This window comes from Halogranum roseipondis (assembly GCF_059695585.1).
This window is the reverse complement of record NZ_CM185235.1, coordinates 1,410,860-1,424,625: the sequence shown is the minus strand read 5'-3', so window position 1 is coordinate 1,424,625 and position 13,766 is coordinate 1,410,860. Positions and strand designations below refer to the sequence as shown.

Sequence of the window (13,766 nt, the reverse complement as noted above, 5' to 3'; positions counted from 1 at the left end):
ACGAGTCGACCGCCGGCGACCAAGTCGGTCGATGAGACCGCGTCGTTTCCCGGCAGAGTTAGGTGGTTTCCGTGACAAGAGCACCTGTGAATCGTGTGCACGGACCACGACCAGAGGGCCACAGTCCGGCACAAGAGACTTATCAACTGCCGGAGCAGTGTTCGGCGGGTCCCCAAGTATACAAATGACCGACGCAGAGACGACCGAGGCCGAAGTCAGCGACCGTACCGCACTCCCAGTGTCCGAGGCCGCCGACCTGAGCGCGCGCATCACCGAGAACGTCGAGCGGGTCATCGTCGGCCACCACGACGCCATCGAGCACATCCTCATCGCCACGCTCGCCCGTGGCCACCTCCTCTTGGAGGACGTGCCGGGCGTCGGCAAGACGATGCTCGCACGCTCGCTGGCGCGGTCCGTCGACGGGAGTTTCAAGCGGGTGCAGTTCACGCCCGACCTCCTGCCGTCGGACGTGACCGGCGTGAACGTCTTCAACCAGAAGACGCGGGAGTTCGAGTTCCAGCCCGGTCCCGTGTTCGCGAACCTGGTGCTCGGCGACGAGATCAACCGCGCGCCGCCGAAGACCCAGTCGTCGCTCTTGGAGGCGATGGAGGAGGGGCAAGTGACCGTCGACGGCGTGACGCGCGAACTCCCCGACCCCTTCACCGTCGTCGCGACGCAGAACGACGTCGAACAGGGACGGACGTACGACCTGCCGGTCGCCGAGATCGACCGCTTCATGAAGAAACTGCGGCTCGGCTACCCGGACGAGGCCGCCGAGACGGACATGTTGGGTCGGATCGCCGGACGACACCCCATCGAGTCGCTGGAACCCGTCGCGACGGTCGAGGAACTCCGACGGGCACGCGCGACCGTCGCCGAGGTCGAGGTGTCGGAGCCGGTGCGGAGCTACGTCAGTCGACTCGCGGGCTACACCCGAACCCACGCGGAGTTGGGCGTCAGCCCCCGCGGGAGCATCGCCCTGCTCCGGGCCGCCCAGGCGCGAGCGGTGCTCAGCGAACGCGACTACGTCGTCCCGGACGACGTCCAGACGGAGGCGCCGACCGTCCTCAGCCACCGCATCGTCACGCAGTCGGCGACGGAGACCGGAGGGGCGGTCGTCGAGGACGCCCTCGACGCCGTCGCGGTCGAATGAAACTCACCCGCCGCGGGAAGGCGCTCGTCGCCGTCTGCGTCGGCGGGTTCGCCCTCGCCGGTCTGTTCGGTGCACGCGCGCTGAACGCCGTCGTCCTCCCCGGCGTCGTCGCGCTCGTCGCCGGCGCGCTCCAGGTCCGGAGTCTCGACCCGCCGACCGTCGACCGCGACGTCCCTCGGGACGACTTCGTCGGCTCGACACACGAGGTGACCCTCCGGTTCCGCGACGTCGGCCGCCCGTTCGTGGGCACCGTCACCGACGAGGTCGGCGAGGGGCTGACGAGCGAACAGCCGGCGACGACGACCACCGTCGGCGACGGGCCGATCAGCTACTCGGTCACCTACGAGACCCGCGGCGAGCACCGACTCGGCCCGACCCACGTCGTCGGTCGGGACGTGTTCGGCCTGTTCGAGCGAGAGCTCCGCTGTTCCGGCGACGACTCGCTTCTGGCGTATCCGACGGTCTACGGCGTCGCCGGGGCGGTCCGACGTGACCTCCTCGCCCTCCACGAGACCGACAGCGCCGACGAGCGCGCGGAGTTCGACACCCTCCGGGAGTACGTCCGCGGCGACGCGCTCAGAGACGTCCACTGGAAGTCCAGCGCCAAGCGCGACGACCTCGTCGTCCAGGAGTTTACCGCCGACCGCGACGTCGTCGACGTCACCATCGCCGGCGGTACGACGGCCGCGGCGGCCGACCAGTTTGCCGAGGCGGTCGCGAGTCTCGCCGTGGCGCTCAACGACGCGGACGTCCCGGTGGCGCTGGCGCTCCCGAACGGGCGCGTCGAGGCCGACGCCGACCGCGTCGGACGGACGCGCCTCCTCGAACACTGCGCGCGAGTCGTCGACGGACCGGTGCCGACCGACGAGGCGGACGTCGTCGTCGAGGCAGGCGACTCGGGCGTCGAGATCCGACTCCGGGACCGACGGCTGTCGTTCGACGACGTGCAACGGCGCGAGACGCTGTCGGCGACGGCGGGTGAACCGCCGAGGGGGACGACCGCGTGACGACGGCGGCTTCCGGCGACGGTGATGGGGGCGGGGGCAGGGGCAGAAACAGGAGCGAGAGTGGCTTCGACCTCCGCCAACCGGCGCTGCTCGGCGTGGTCGCTCTGACGCTCTCGTATCTGAGCGTGCTCTATCACGTCACGGACGTCGTCGGCGGCAGCACGACGCTGCTGCTCGTCGTCGGCGCGACGGTCGCGCTGGCGACGGTGCTCGGTCGGTTCCTCCGCGTGCGGAGCGCGCTCGTCCTCACCGCGCTCATCCTCGGGGGCGGGCTGGCCGCGTACTTCTTCTCGGTCCCGGCGAGCAACCGGGCGCTGTTCACCGTCGAGCGGGTCGTCTCCGACACGGTCGCCCTCCTGACCGGGCTCTCCGTGCTCCGACTGACGAAAGCCGGGACGTGGGCGCTCGCCATCGCCCCCGGACCGGTGTTTCTCTCGTGGTACCTCGCCGTCCGACGGAAGTACGTCTGGTCGGTCGTCGTCGGCGGCGGCGCACTCGTCTTCTTCGTGCTGACAGGTGACGCCGGGACGACGACGACGCTGTTCGGCGTCGTCGGCGCGGCGGCCGCCGTCGGCCTCGCGACGCTCGGCGACCGCAGTGCGTGGGCCGCACAGCTCGACACGCTCGCGCTCGTGTTGGCGGCGATGGTCGTGCTGTCGGCGACGCTCTCGGTCGTCCCGGGCGGCGCGGCTCAACCGCTCCTACAGGACCGGGGGTCGCCGACCGTCGAGTCGAGTCTCGTCTCCTCGAACGACCAGGTGAACATCCTCGGAAGCATCCGCCTGTCGCCGGAGGTCCGCTTCGAGGTCAGAAGCGACTCCCGGGAGTACTGGCAGACCGCCGCGTACGACCGCTACACGGGCGACGGCTGGGTGCGCTCCGGCGAAGACGAGACGTACTCGGGGCGACTCGGCGGGCCGCCGGGGAGTTCGCGAACCGTCGTCCAGAACGTGGAGGCGAAGACGCGGATGTCGGCGCTCCCGGCGGCGTGGAAGCCCGTGAAGGTCGACGGGATCGCGGAGTCCTCGCTTCGAGTCACCCACCAGGGGAGCGTCGTGACGACGGAGACGCTGGAGACGAACGACAGTTTCCGGATCCGCTCGGAGGTGCCGCGCTACACCCGCGAACAGCTCCGCCGCTCCGGCGACGACTACCCCGATCGCGTCACGGAGAACTACCTCCAACTGCCGGGCACCACCTCGGATCGCGTCCGCGAGCAGGCCGTGGAGGTCGCCGGCAACGAGACCAACGCCTACGACAAGGCGCGGGCCATCGAGCGGTATCTCGAGTCGAGCAAGGAGTACTCGCTGACGGTCCAGCGACCCGACGGCGACATCACCGAGTCGTTCCTCTTCGAGATGGACGCGGGGTACTGTACCTACTACGCGACGTCGATGGTCGTCATGCTCCGGTCACAGGGCGTCCCGGCGCGGTTCGTCACCGGCTACACGTCGGGCCAGCAGGTCGCCGACGACAAGTACGTCGTCCGCGGGCTCGACTCCCACGCCTGGGTTCAGGTTTACTTCCCCGAGGTGGGGTGGGTCGACTTCGACCCGACGCCCGGCGAGCCGCGGGAGAACGCCGAGAACGCCCGACTGGAGGAGGCGCGGCAGAACGAGGAGGAGGGCGTCGACACCGACGAGTCGACGCCGGAGACGCCGACGCCCGGCGAGGACACCGAGACGCCGACGCCCGACGAGGACACCGAGACGCCGACGCCCGACGAGGAGAACGCGACGAACCAGTCGACGACGAACCGCTCGACGCTGAACCCGAACCGCATCCTCAGCGACGAGTCCCGAGGCGGGGGGTCGTCGGCCGCGACGAGTCCCGTGACGACGACGCCCGACTCGAGCGGCGGACTGCCGTCGCTGCCGTCGCGCGAGACGCTCGGGGTGGGGCTGGCGCTGATGGTCGGACTCGCCGCCGGAGCGCGACGGACCGGCGCGACGACGCGGGTCGCGCGCTTCGTCTGGATGTACTCCCAGGGGGCACGACGGGACCCCACGGCCGACACCGAACGGGCGTTCGCTCGGCTGGAGTACCTGCTCGAACGGCAGTACCGACCGCGTCGACCGCGCGAGACGCCGCGGAGCTATCTCACGGCGCTGTCGAAGGTCGGCCTCGACGAGCGGGCGACGGAGGTCGGGCGACTCTACGAACGGGCCCACTACGGACCGGGGGTCTCACGCGACGAGGCGGACCGCGCGATCGAACTCGTCGACGAGTTAGTCCGCGAGCGGTTGCCGGTCGTCGGCCGACTCCGGAACTGATCGCGAACAGTCGCCGTCGCCGTCTTTTCGGCCGGTGTGCAAAGTCCCGATACTGTTTAATATCCCCATCGTGTAGATTGGAACTGTAATGTCGGAAGTCTGCTCGACGTGCGGGCTGCCCCAGGAACTCTGCGTCTGCGAGGACGTGGCAAAAGAGTCCCAGGAGATCAGCATCCGCATCGACGAGCGCCGCTACGGAAAAGAGGTAACGATCATCGAGGGGTTCGACCCGAAAGACGTCGACATGGACAGTCTCTCCTCGGACCTGAAGTCGAAGTTCGCCTGCGGAGGGACGGTCGAGGACGGCTCTATCGAGCTCCAAGGCAACCACACCGGCCGCGTGGAGGACTTCCTCCGCGACAAGGGCTTCAACGTCGCGTGATCGTACTGTAACGCCGGCGCGTCGAGCGATCTTTTTCAGAACCGTACCGAGAGCGACCGCATCGTGTGCGGGGACAACCGTCATTAACCCGACCAGCGAACGCCCCGCATGGTCCGTGCCGTCGTCGCCCTCCTGGTCGTCCTCGCGACACTCGCGGGTTCCGCCGCGCCGGTCGTCGGCACCGCGCCGGTCGCCGGCACCGCATCGGGCGACGTCGACGCCGACCGGACGGCACGGCTGGCGCAGTCGTCGACGGCCGAGACGCTCGACCTGACGACGACGTTCCGACTGACGCCGAAGCGACCGGGGGAGGTGACCGTGGCACTCGAGTACGACGTTCCGAGTCGCGTCACCCGAGTCGAGACGCGCCTCCCGGCGAACGCGACGGTCGTCTCCAGCGACGGGTTCACACGCCAGTCGACGGGCCGATACCGCTGGCGGGGCGGCACCGACCAACCGACGCTCACCTACCGGCTGTCGGTGAACGAGACGGCGAACGGCCGACTTCCGCTGGCCAGCGACGGGAGCTACCTCTTCGCCGACGTCGGCCCGTGGGCGCTGTTCCGCCGTCCCACGGCGGGGACGCGCTGGGCGTGGCACGGGAGCGAGGTGTCGCTCACGCAGTCGTCGGCCGTCGACGGCGAGGGCGTCGTCGGCAGAGAGCTCGTCTTCCTCGGTGAGTACACCGACCACCGACGCGAGGCCGACGGCCAGCGGTTCCGACTCGTCGTCCCCGAGGCGGCACGGCTGTCGGCGGAGCCGTCTGCGATCCTCGACAGCTACGCCGACGCCTCCGGACGACTCCGCGTCGGCGAGCGCGACGAGCGGGTGTTGGTCGTCGCGGCACCGACGGAGGGGATCGAGTGGGGCGTCCGGGGGCTCCACACCGGCGAGTCGGACATCTGGGTCCGAGACAGCGAGTCGCTGTCGACGCCGAACAACGTCTGGCTGCACGAGTACGTCCACAGCCGGCAGTCGTATCGGCCGGCAAAGGAGATCCGGTGGCTCACCGAAGGGAGCGCAACCTACTACGCGGCCGCGCTGACGCTCCGGCAAGGTCGCATCGGCTACGGCGAGTTCTCGAAGTGGCTCGCGCTCGGCGGGAGGGATCCCTACGCCGAGACGGTGCTCGCGACGCCCGCGACGTGGGGGCGAGAGGGCCACTACCACAAGGGAGCGCTCGTCGCGGGCTACCTCGACTACCGCATCCGCGTCGCCTCCGACAGTGAGGCGTCGCTCGACACGGTGCTCGCAGAGACGAACGACCACCGAGGGACGGTCACCACCGATCGGTTCTGGGGATTCGTCGGCGACGCGGGCGACGCGTCGGTCCGCGAGGAGGGAGTGCGGTACGCGACGACGCGAAACGCCCCGTCGACGTGGAGGCTCCCCCAGCACGTCGAGGCGTTCGGCTCGTTCTCGCCGCACGTCGACGCGCGGTTCGCGGTCGACCCGTCGACGCCGGCACGCGTGACCGGTCCGTATCGGAACGGAACCGTGGCCGGGACCGCCGGCGTCGTCATCGTGCCGAACGAGACGCTCGAACTCCCGGTCGAGGTGACCAACGACGGCGGCAGTCGGGGGTCGTACGACGTGGCGGTTCGCACCGAGGGGCGAGTCGTCGAGCGCCTCGCGGGCGAGCTCGACTCGGGCGAGACGGCGACCCGGACCGTCCGCCGGACGTTCGAGACGACGGGGACTTACACGCTCACGGTCGGCGAGGAGCGGTACACCGTGTTCGTCCGTGACCCTGCCGAGGCACAGGTCGTCGACCTGTCGGCGACGCCGCTCCGGGTCCGTGCGGGCGAGCAGGTGACCGTGCGAGCGACGGTGGCGAACCCCGAGTCGCGTCCGGGGGCGGCGACGGTGACGTTCCGACTCGACGAGGAGGTCGTCTCCCGTCAGCGGGTGCGCGTCGACGTCGAGAGCGAGACGACCGTGTCGACGACGGTGACGCCGTCGATCCCGGGAACGTACCGACTCGACGCGGGTGGACCGACGACGGTACTCGTCGACGTCGTCGCCACGACCGACGAGACGGCGACTGCCGTCGACGAGAGAGCGACCTCGGCGGCGGGCGAGTCGTCGACGACGGCGCCCGGGTTCGGGTGGGTCCTCACGCTACTCGCGGTGGTCGTCGTCAGCGTCCTGACTCTCCTCGCGACGAGGTGGCGCACGCGGTGAGTTCGGGGTGCGAACCGGAGAACAGCGGGTGGGAAGCGAAAAGCGAGACTCGAGACGTGAACGCGAGAGGAGAGTGCGGAAGACGGCTCAGAACGGCGAGTCGGGTCCCTCGTCGGCCGTCGCCTGTTCGACGTCGGTTTCGAGGCCGCCCGACCAGGCGTCGAGCCCGCCGGCCATGCTGTCGACGCGGGCCTCGCCGGTGCCCTCGTAGGACTTGATGAGTCGGGCGGCCTGCACGCTCGCCTGTCCGTGGGGGCAGACGGTGACGATGTGGTCTGCGCCCTCGAGCGACGCGATGCGGTCGGGGAGTTCGTTGAAGGGGACGTTCTCGCTGCCGGGGATGTGTCCCCGAGAGAACGACGCCGGTTGGCGGATGTCGACGATTCGGGGCGGGGCGTCGCTGCGAAGGAGTTCTTCGACCTCCTCGGGGGAGATTTCGCCGTCCATACAGGCACCAAACGACCGAGGTGGATAAGTGCCTCGCCTACAGCAACCCTTCGTCCTGGGCGAGCAGGATCCCCTCGACCGTCGCGTCGTTTGTCGGCGACGCGCGAGCGACGTCGAGCGCCTCGTCGATCGGGATCGACCGCGGCGCGAGGAACTCGTTGGCGTCGAGTTCGCGCTCGCCGAGTTCGAGCCCCTCGGCGAAGACGAAGCCGCGACGGTGCCGGAGCAACCCGGTCGAACACCAGAACTCCTGCAGCAGCGACGTGCTCGACGGGGCGAAGCCGGTCTCCTCGCGGAGTTCGCGCGCTGCGGCCTGCGTGAACGATTCGCCGTCGTCGACGATGCCGGCAGGGAGTTCCAGCTGTGTCTCGCGGATCGTCGGGCGGTACTGTTCGACGAAGAGTACCTGCCCGTCGGTGACGGCGACGACGACGACCGCCGTCGCGAGTTCGGCCCAGTAGTACCTCTTCTGACTCCCGTCGGGCTGTTCGACGAGGTCGTAACCGCCGGTGAACCAGCCCGTCTCGTACTCGATTTGCGAGTCAAGGACGGGCCACTCGGGGTCGGGGAGTCGTTCGTGTCGGCGGCCGTCGGTGTGCTCACTCATGGGTGGACGACTTCGACACGGTAGCGCTCGCCCTTATACTCCACGAGGACGGCGTCGCCGTCGCGGGCGTCGGGGTTCTGGACGACGAGCGAGTCGAACTCGTCGAACGGCGAGTGGGTGAACGACCCCTTCAGGCCGAGCGGCCCCTTCCGGTAGCCCTCCGAGCGGCCGTCTTCGAGCGCCCCCGTCAGGTAGGGGTAGCGTCGCGCCGAGACGTTGCTGACGTCGACCGCCTCGGCCGACTCGTTCGTCCCGTCTGCCGTCTCGGCGGTCAGATAGTACGGGTCGCCCGTCCCGAGATAGCTCGGCAGCGCGCCGAGCGCCAGCAGGGCGACGACGACGAGGCCGATTCCGACGAGGAGATTTCGCGTTACGCGTCGCACGGGGGGAGTTGGGGAGCCGTGGGTATGGTGGTTTCGACGTCGCACCGGACACGTTATGACAGAGCGACGTAACGGAGTCGACGATGGTCCTCGAACTCGTCTTACCCGTGCTGTTCGCGTTCGTGTTCCTGATGATCGCAGCGTACGCTGGAACGTTGCGCGCGTTGGAGGTCTACTTCGACCCCGCGCGTGACAGCATCTTCCTCTCGAACGACGTCGATCTACCGCGTCGACGCTAGTTCACGAGTACAGGAGACCGACCGGGACTGAGCGGAACCGACCGGGACTGAGCGGAACCGACGACCGACCTCGGTCACTCCTCGAACGCCGGTCGATAGATCCGCCCGAACGCCTGTCGACGGAGCGTCCCCACGGCGGCGTCGCGCTCCTCTTGGTAGGTCGCGGCCACGGCCGTCTCCGCGAAGGGGGCAGCGTGCCAGACGACGTTGTCGACGTTCTCGCTCCCCGTCTCGTGGACCTCGTAGTCGGGGTGGCGCTCCCGCCACTCGTCGAACGCCGCTCGGTCGCCGACGTGGACCGACAAGAGCGAGGCGAAAAGCGCGTCGCGGGCCGTCTCGACGACGTCGCTCGTCACGCGGTCGCGGTACTCCTCGCGGTCGAACTCCATCGCTCGGACCGTCTCGCGGACGACGACCTGTGCGGCGGGACCGGCGTCTTCGTACGCGTCGCTCGCCTCCTCGATCGTCTCGGGTGCGTAGACCCCCTCTGTCTCCATAGCCGAGTGGTCTCGCGCCCGACGCTTACGCCTTTCCGTCTCTCGGTTCGAGACTCACTCGTCGTCGTCGGCCGCGTCTGTCTCGGCGGCGTCCTCGTCGCCCGCCATCATCTGCTCGGTGAGCTCCCGTGCCTCGCGGAGCACCTGCTGTGTCTCGCCGTCGAGATCCCCCCCTTGCCGGATGGCCGGATCGCCGTGACCGCCGGCGTGTTCGTGTGGGTGGTCGTGTCCGTCGGTCGTGTCCTCGAACACTTCCTCGAAGTCCCGCTCGTCGGCGTGGTCGACGACGCGGTCGGCGAGTTCGGGAGCGTTCAGCTCGCTCCAGCCGTCGACATGGTCGTCGAGCCACGTCTCGTGGTTCTCGTGGCGGAGCAGCGCCGTGAACGCCAGATGGTTGGCGAGATGCTTCCCGTCGCGCTGTGGCACGTCGCAGACCGGGCAGGCGTATCCCATACGCGCCGTTCGACACCGAGAGACAAAAGGAGCGCGCACTCCGCGCCCGTCGGCGGCGTCACCCGTCGTCGAGGGGGTCACCCGTCGAGTCGACGGCGACGTCGAGATCCGGGCCGGCCGGCGTCCCCGTCGCCCACTCGTCCAGATCGAGCACCATCACGAGCGCCGCCTCGCCGTCCTGGTAGTAGCGGGGGACGCGTCGCATCGGTTCGAACCCCTCGTCGCGGTAGAGCGCGAGCGCCGGGTCGTTGCTCTCGCGGACCTCCAGTTTGACGAGGCCGACGTCGTCGACGAACAGGTCCGTGAGCGCCCGCTGCAGCAGCGTTCGGCCGACACCCTGTCCGCGGTACTCCGGGTGGACCGCGAGGTCCTTGATGTGGCCGATGTCCCGGCCGTAGTTCGGGACGACGTCGGCGACGGTGTAGCCGAGGACGACGCCGTCGCGTTCGGCGAGCAGAAACCCTGCCTCACCGAGGAACTGCTCGAATGCGGCGTAGGGCCACGGCTGGGAGAAGCATCGCTTCTCGATGCGGAAGACGTCCAGCAGATCCGCGCGATCGACCTGCCGGATCGACAGGGACCGACTGTCCGCGGGAGCAGTTGTCACGGGGCGACGTTAGCACTTCACCGCTAAAAGCGGTGCGGCTAGTCCGGTCGACGCCCGCTCCGTGGTAGCCTCGACCTACCGGCGGTATGGAGTGTGTACGCCACGCACAGTCACTCCAGAGTTATGCCGGATACCGTCGTCGTCTCCGAACGAGACTGGTCGCCGACCCGCACTCACCGCCCACATGCCCTCCACACTGCGAGAGACAGCAACTGGATTCGCCCGCACCGGAGACTGGCTCGACGTCGTCGAACACGGCGAACACGTCTCCTGTGCGCTCGTCGAACTGGACGCGATTCGAGACGACTTCGCCGACTCCGTCGCCGCGTGGGAACGCTGGCGGCCGAAGGCAGACGAACGACTCCGTCGCGACGTCGGCGTCCGCACCGCCGACCACACGAGCGGCCACGGTGACGACACCGACCGGGACCCCCGCTGGCGACGGGGACTCCGTCGCGTCGAGCGGTTCCTCTACCTCCACGTCATGACGCTCGTCTCGCCGTACTACTTCGACACGCCACACCTCCACGCCAGCATCGACTGTCACCGGTCACTGGGTCGCGGCCGACGGTACCACCTCGACGTCTCCATCGCCGACGACCACCTCCGAGAGCGGATGCGCGAGGTGCTCGCCGAGTACGAGACGTCGGTTCCCCGGTGGCATCTCGCCGCCGCGAAGACGACCGAGACGGTTGTCGCCGCGGAGGGGCACGACCTCTCGGCGAGAGAGGAGACGGACGCGGTCGACGCACCGCTCCAACACGCGGTCAACCTCTCGCAGCTCCGACGGGTGAACGCATCGCCGCCGGCCGACGACTGAGCGCGGAAGAGGGCGAACGCTGACGCTCACAGTGCAGCGTCGAAAAAATGGGACGATCAGTGGGTGTGCAGCTCAGTCGTCTGCGGGTGCAGCGCCGGAGTCGGACTCGTACTGCTGTTTCGTCCACGAGAGCTTGCCACCGGCGGCGAGGATCTTGCGCTCGCGTTCGGAGGCCTTCAGCGTGGCCGTCGCCTCCCAGTCGTCGTTCACGCGGACCGTGAACTCCTCCTGGCCGGACTCGACGGCGTCGGCGACGTCGTCGACGATCTCGACGTCGTCACCCTGCTCGATCTTCTCGTACGTCTCCTCGTCGATGGTGAGGGGGACGATACCGAAGTTGAACAGGTTCGCCTTGTGGATGCGGGCGAACGACTGTGCGAGGACGCCCTCGATGCCGAGATACATCGGACACATCGCGGCGTGCTCGCGGGAGGAACCCTGCCCGTAGTTCTCGCCGGCGACGAGGAAGCCGCCGTCGGCGTCCGCGGCGCGCTGGGCGAACGTCTCGTCGACGCGCGAGAGCGTGAACTCCGAGAGCCGCTCGATGTTCGAGCGGAACTTGAGGATGTCCGACGTGGCCGGGATGATGTGGTCCGTCGTGATGTTGTCCTCCATCTTCAGCAGCGCCTCACCCTCGATGTCGGCGGCGAGCGGGTCCTTCAGCGGGACGTTGCCGATGTTGGGGCCCTTGATGAGGTCGTCGTCGATTGCCTCGTCGGGCGTGATGATGTCGGACTTCGACCCGTCGTACTTCTCGGGGAGCTCCATGCCGGGAGCCTCGAGGTCGCCGAGTTCGTCGGCGAGGTCACGCGGGTCGACGATCTCGCCCTTGATGGCGGCAGCAGCCGCGACTTCCGGCGAGCAGAGGAACACGGAGTCGTCCTCGATGCCGGAGCGACCCTCGAAGTTGCGGTTGAACGTGCGCAGCGAGACGGAGTCGGAGGCGGGGACGTGACCGATACCGATACACGGCCCACACGTCGCCTCGGAGACGTTGACGCCTGCGGCCATCATCTCGGCGGTCCAGCCCTGGCGGGCGAGCATCTCGCTGGCCTGCTTCGAACCGGGTGCGACGATCATCTCGATGTGCTTCGCGACTTCGCGGTCCTTGACCATCTTCGCGGCCGGGAGGACGTCCTCGTAGCCGCCGTTGGTACAGGAACCGACGATGACCTGCTCGACGCGCTCGCCCTCGACTTCGCGGACGGGGACGACGTTGTCCGGCATCGACGGCTTGGCGATGAGCGGTTCGAGGTCGGCGAGGTCGATGACGACCTCGTCGGCGTACTCCGCGTCCTCGTCGGCCGAGAGTTCGACGTACTCGTCGCCGCGGCCCTGGCGCTCCAGGTAGTCTTTCGTCTTCTCGTCGGTCTCGAAGAGAGAGGACGTCGCGCCGAGTTCGGTCCCCATGTTGGTGATGGTGGTCCGCTCGGGGACGGTGAGCGACTCCGCACCCTCGCCGGTGTACTCGAAGACCTTGCCGACGCCGCCCTTCACGCTGAGGCGACGGAGCATCTCGAGGACGATGTCCTTGGCGGTCGCCCACTCGGGGAGCTCGCCTTCGAGTTTGACGTTGACGACTTCCGGCATCTCGACGTAGTACGCGCCGCCACCCATGGCGACGGCGATGTCGAGCCCACCCGCACCGATCGCGAGTTCGCCGAGGCCACCGGGCGTCGGCGTGTGGGAGTCCGACCCGAGCAGCGTCTTGCCGGGGGCGGCGAAGTTCTCCTTGTGGACGTTGTGACAGATACCGTTGCCCGGACGGGAGAAGTAGGCACCGTACGTGCCGGCCGCCGAGCGGAGGAAGCGGTGGTCGTCCGTGTTCTTGAAGTCGAACTGGTAAGTCTGGTGGTCACAGTACTGCGCGGCGAGTTCCGTCTGGACTTCGTCGAGGTCGAGCGCCTCGAACTGCAGCCAGACCATCGTCCCGGTCGTGTCCTGCGCGAGTACCTGGTCGATCTCGATACCGATCTCCTCACCCGGCGTGAGGTCTCCCTCGACGAGATGATCGTCGAGGATCTTCTCTGTGAGCGTCTGTCCCATAACGTCCGTGGGTCGTTCCTCTGCGGATATAAATCCCGCGTGTTTCCGTTCCAATTACCGTGTGAAATAAGCGCTGTCCGGCAATTTTCGCGCGAGGTCCTAAACTAACTCGCCTCTGAGTTGTAATCCTCTGCAACGAGTCAGCAGTTTTTTCGTCGGGTGAGTGAACGAACGACCATGTACAAAGCCGGGTCGTTCGTCGCAGAGCACGTCAGTCCGCTCACCGAAGCGCAGATCCAGCCCAACGGCGTCGACCTCACGCTCGACGCCGTCTTCGAGCAGCGCGACCCCGGCCGTATCGGCGTCGACGGGAAGGAGATCGGCGAGCGGCAGGCCGTCGAACGGGAGGAACGGGACGAAGGAACCGACTCGTACTACCTGCCGGCGGGCGGCTACATCGTCCGTTACGTGGAGACGGTCCACATCCCCGAGGGTCACGTCGGATTCATCTACCCGCGGTCGTCGCTGATGCGCAACTCCTGTATGCTCAACACCGCCGTCTGGGACGCCGGCTACGAGGGACGCGGGGAAGGGCTGCTCCAGGTCCACCACGACGTCGAGCTCGAACGCGACGCTCGCATCGCGCAGTTGGTGCTCGCCGAGGGGAGCCACGACGACGCCTACGACGGGAGCTATCAGGGCGAGAACCTCGAGTAGTCGACGTCTCT

At 68.3% G+C, this 13,766-nt stretch carries 15 protein-coding genes; 8 read left to right on the top strand and 7 right to left on the bottom strand.

Annotated features, from left to right (window positions below; translation table 11 throughout):
- The first annotated feature begins 184 nt into the window (after positions 1-184).
- From EOHIBHHM_RS07635 to EOHIBHHM_RS07615, 5 genes are all read left to right on the top strand, one after another.
- Positions 185-1,153, top strand: a complete 969-nt coding sequence (locus EOHIBHHM_RS07635) for an AAA family ATPase (RefSeq protein ID WP_497256156.1) — start codon at positions 185-187, stop codon at positions 1,151-1,153.
- Complete coding sequence (locus EOHIBHHM_RS07630; protein WP_497256154.1) at positions 1,150-2,160, top strand: DUF58 domain-containing protein; 1,011 nt, start codon at positions 1,150-1,152, stop codon at positions 2,158-2,160. The genes EOHIBHHM_RS07635 and EOHIBHHM_RS07630 overlap by 4 nt, the downstream gene beginning before the upstream one ends.
- The gene (locus EOHIBHHM_RS07625) at positions 2,157-4,433 is read left to right on the top strand and encodes a transglutaminase TgpA family protein (protein WP_497256152.1); all 2,277 of its coding nucleotides are present in this window, start codon (positions 2,157-2,159) and stop codon (positions 4,431-4,433) included. The genes EOHIBHHM_RS07630 and EOHIBHHM_RS07625 overlap by 4 nt, the downstream gene beginning before the upstream one ends.
- A gap of 88 nt (positions 4,434-4,521) precedes the next feature.
- A complete protein-coding gene (yciH, locus tag EOHIBHHM_RS07620; RefSeq protein WP_009733138.1) occupies positions 4,522-4,815 on the top strand; it encodes a stress response translation initiation inhibitor YciH in 294 nt (97 codons plus the stop codon).
- A 108-nt stretch (positions 4,816-4,923) separates the two neighbouring features.
- Positions 4,924-6,999, top strand: a complete 2,076-nt coding sequence (locus tag EOHIBHHM_RS07615) for a glycyl aminopeptidase (protein WP_497256150.1) — start codon at positions 4,924-4,926, stop codon at positions 6,997-6,999.
- A gap of 87 nt (positions 7,000-7,086) precedes the next feature.
- Here EOHIBHHM_RS07615 and EOHIBHHM_RS07610 read toward each other — a convergent pair whose 3' ends face one another.
- The 3 genes from EOHIBHHM_RS07610 to EOHIBHHM_RS07600 are packed head-to-tail and all read right to left on the bottom strand — an operon-like array spanning position 7,087 to position 8,436.
- Positions 7,087-7,446 carry a rhodanese-like domain-containing protein gene (locus EOHIBHHM_RS07610; RefSeq protein WP_497256148.1) on the bottom strand — a complete coding sequence of 120 codons (360 nt, stop codon included), beginning with the start codon at positions 7,444-7,446 and terminating at the stop codon, positions 7,087-7,089.
- A gap of 37 nt (positions 7,447-7,483) precedes the next feature.
- Positions 7,484-8,053 (bottom strand): NUDIX hydrolase, encoded by a 570-nt coding sequence (locus tag EOHIBHHM_RS07605; RefSeq protein WP_497256146.1) that lies wholly within the window; start codon positions 8,051-8,053, stop codon positions 7,484-7,486.
- Positions 8,050-8,436 carry a hypothetical protein gene (locus EOHIBHHM_RS07600; RefSeq protein ID WP_497256144.1) on the bottom strand — a complete coding sequence of 129 codons (387 nt, stop codon included), beginning with the start codon at positions 8,434-8,436 and terminating at the stop codon, positions 8,050-8,052. Before EOHIBHHM_RS07600 ends, EOHIBHHM_RS07605 begins: the two co-directional genes overlap by 4 nt.
- A gap of 83 nt (positions 8,437-8,519) precedes the next feature.
- Here EOHIBHHM_RS07600 and EOHIBHHM_RS07595 point away from each other — a divergent pair, with 83 nt between their 5' ends.
- The gene (locus tag EOHIBHHM_RS07595) at positions 8,520-8,675 is read left to right on the top strand and encodes a hypothetical protein (protein ID WP_497256142.1); all 156 of its coding nucleotides are present in this window, start codon (positions 8,520-8,522) and stop codon (positions 8,673-8,675) included.
- A gap of 74 nt (positions 8,676-8,749) precedes the next feature.
- Here the strand turns inward: EOHIBHHM_RS07595 and EOHIBHHM_RS07590 are convergent, their stop codons facing one another.
- The 3 genes from EOHIBHHM_RS07590 to rimI are packed head-to-tail and all read right to left on the bottom strand — an operon-like array spanning position 8,750 to position 10,232.
- Positions 8,750-9,172: a DUF5809 family protein gene (locus tag EOHIBHHM_RS07590; RefSeq protein ID WP_497256140.1), complete on the bottom strand. Its 423-nt coding sequence runs from the start codon at positions 9,170-9,172 to the stop codon at positions 8,750-8,752.
- Between the two features lie 54 nt (positions 9,173-9,226).
- Positions 9,227-9,625 carry a DUF5810 domain-containing protein gene (locus EOHIBHHM_RS07585; protein WP_497256138.1) on the bottom strand — a complete coding sequence of 133 codons (399 nt, stop codon included), beginning with the start codon at positions 9,623-9,625 and terminating at the stop codon, positions 9,227-9,229.
- Positions 9,626-9,683: 58 nt separating this feature from the next.
- Positions 9,684-10,232, bottom strand: coding sequence for a ribosomal protein S18-alanine N-acetyltransferase (rimI, locus tag EOHIBHHM_RS07580; protein ID WP_497256136.1), 549 nt, complete (start codon positions 10,230-10,232; stop codon positions 9,684-9,686).
- Between the two features lie 184 nt (positions 10,233-10,416).
- Here rimI and EOHIBHHM_RS07575 point away from each other — a divergent pair, with 184 nt between their 5' ends.
- Complete coding sequence (locus tag EOHIBHHM_RS07575) at positions 10,417-11,052, top strand: DUF5828 family protein (protein WP_497256134.1); 636 nt, start codon at positions 10,417-10,419, stop codon at positions 11,050-11,052.
- A gap of 72 nt (positions 11,053-11,124) precedes the next feature.
- On the opposite strand, the gene EOHIBHHM_RS07570 is transcribed toward EOHIBHHM_RS07575, so the two are convergent.
- Positions 11,125-13,098: an aconitate hydratase gene (locus EOHIBHHM_RS07570; protein WP_497256132.1), complete on the bottom strand. Its 1,974-nt coding sequence runs from the start codon at positions 13,096-13,098 to the stop codon at positions 11,125-11,127.
- Positions 13,099-13,257: 159 nt separating this feature from the next.
- Between EOHIBHHM_RS07570 and EOHIBHHM_RS07565 the strand changes: the two genes are divergently transcribed.
- On the top strand, positions 13,258-13,755 hold the full coding sequence (locus EOHIBHHM_RS07565) for a deoxyuridine 5'-triphosphate nucleotidohydrolase (protein ID WP_497256130.1): 498 nt from the start codon (positions 13,258-13,260) through the stop codon (positions 13,753-13,755).
- Positions 13,756-13,766: the final 11 nt, after the last annotated feature.

Bases quoted from the DNA above. Each gene is read 5' to 3' on its own strand.
- EOHIBHHM_RS07635 (WP_497256156.1), top strand. From the start codon at position 185: ATGACCGACGCAGAGACGACCGAGGCCGAAGTCAGCGACCGTACCGCA.
- EOHIBHHM_RS07630 (WP_497256154.1), top strand. From the start codon at position 1,150: ATGAAACTCACCCGCCGCGGGAAGGCGCTCGTCGCCGTCTGCGTCGGC.
- yciH (WP_009733138.1), top strand. From the start codon at position 4,522: ATGTCGGAAGTCTGCTCGACGTGCGGGCTGCCCCAGGAACTCTGCGTC.
- EOHIBHHM_RS07615 (WP_497256150.1), top strand. From the start codon at position 4,924: ATGGTCCGTGCCGTCGTCGCCCTCCTGGTCGTCCTCGCGACACTCGCG.
- EOHIBHHM_RS07610 (WP_497256148.1), bottom strand. From the start codon at position 7,446: ATGGACGGCGAAATCTCCCCCGAGGAGGTCGAAGAACTCCTTCGCAGC.
- EOHIBHHM_RS07605 (WP_497256146.1), bottom strand. From the start codon at position 8,053: ATGAGTGAGCACACCGACGGCCGCCGACACGAACGACTCCCCGACCCC.
- EOHIBHHM_RS07595 (WP_497256142.1), top strand. From the start codon at position 8,520: ATGGTCCTCGAACTCGTCTTACCCGTGCTGTTCGCGTTCGTGTTCCTG.
- EOHIBHHM_RS07590 (WP_497256140.1), bottom strand. From the start codon at position 9,172: ATGGAGACAGAGGGGGTCTACGCACCCGAGACGATCGAGGAGGCGAGC.
- EOHIBHHM_RS07585 (WP_497256138.1), bottom strand. From the start codon at position 9,625: ATGGGATACGCCTGCCCGGTCTGCGACGTGCCACAGCGCGACGGGAAG.
- EOHIBHHM_RS07575 (WP_497256134.1), top strand. From the start codon at position 10,417: ATGCCCTCCACACTGCGAGAGACAGCAACTGGATTCGCCCGCACCGGA.
- EOHIBHHM_RS07570 (WP_497256132.1), bottom strand. From the start codon at position 13,098: ATGGGACAGACGCTCACAGAGAAGATCCTCGACGATCATCTCGTCGAG.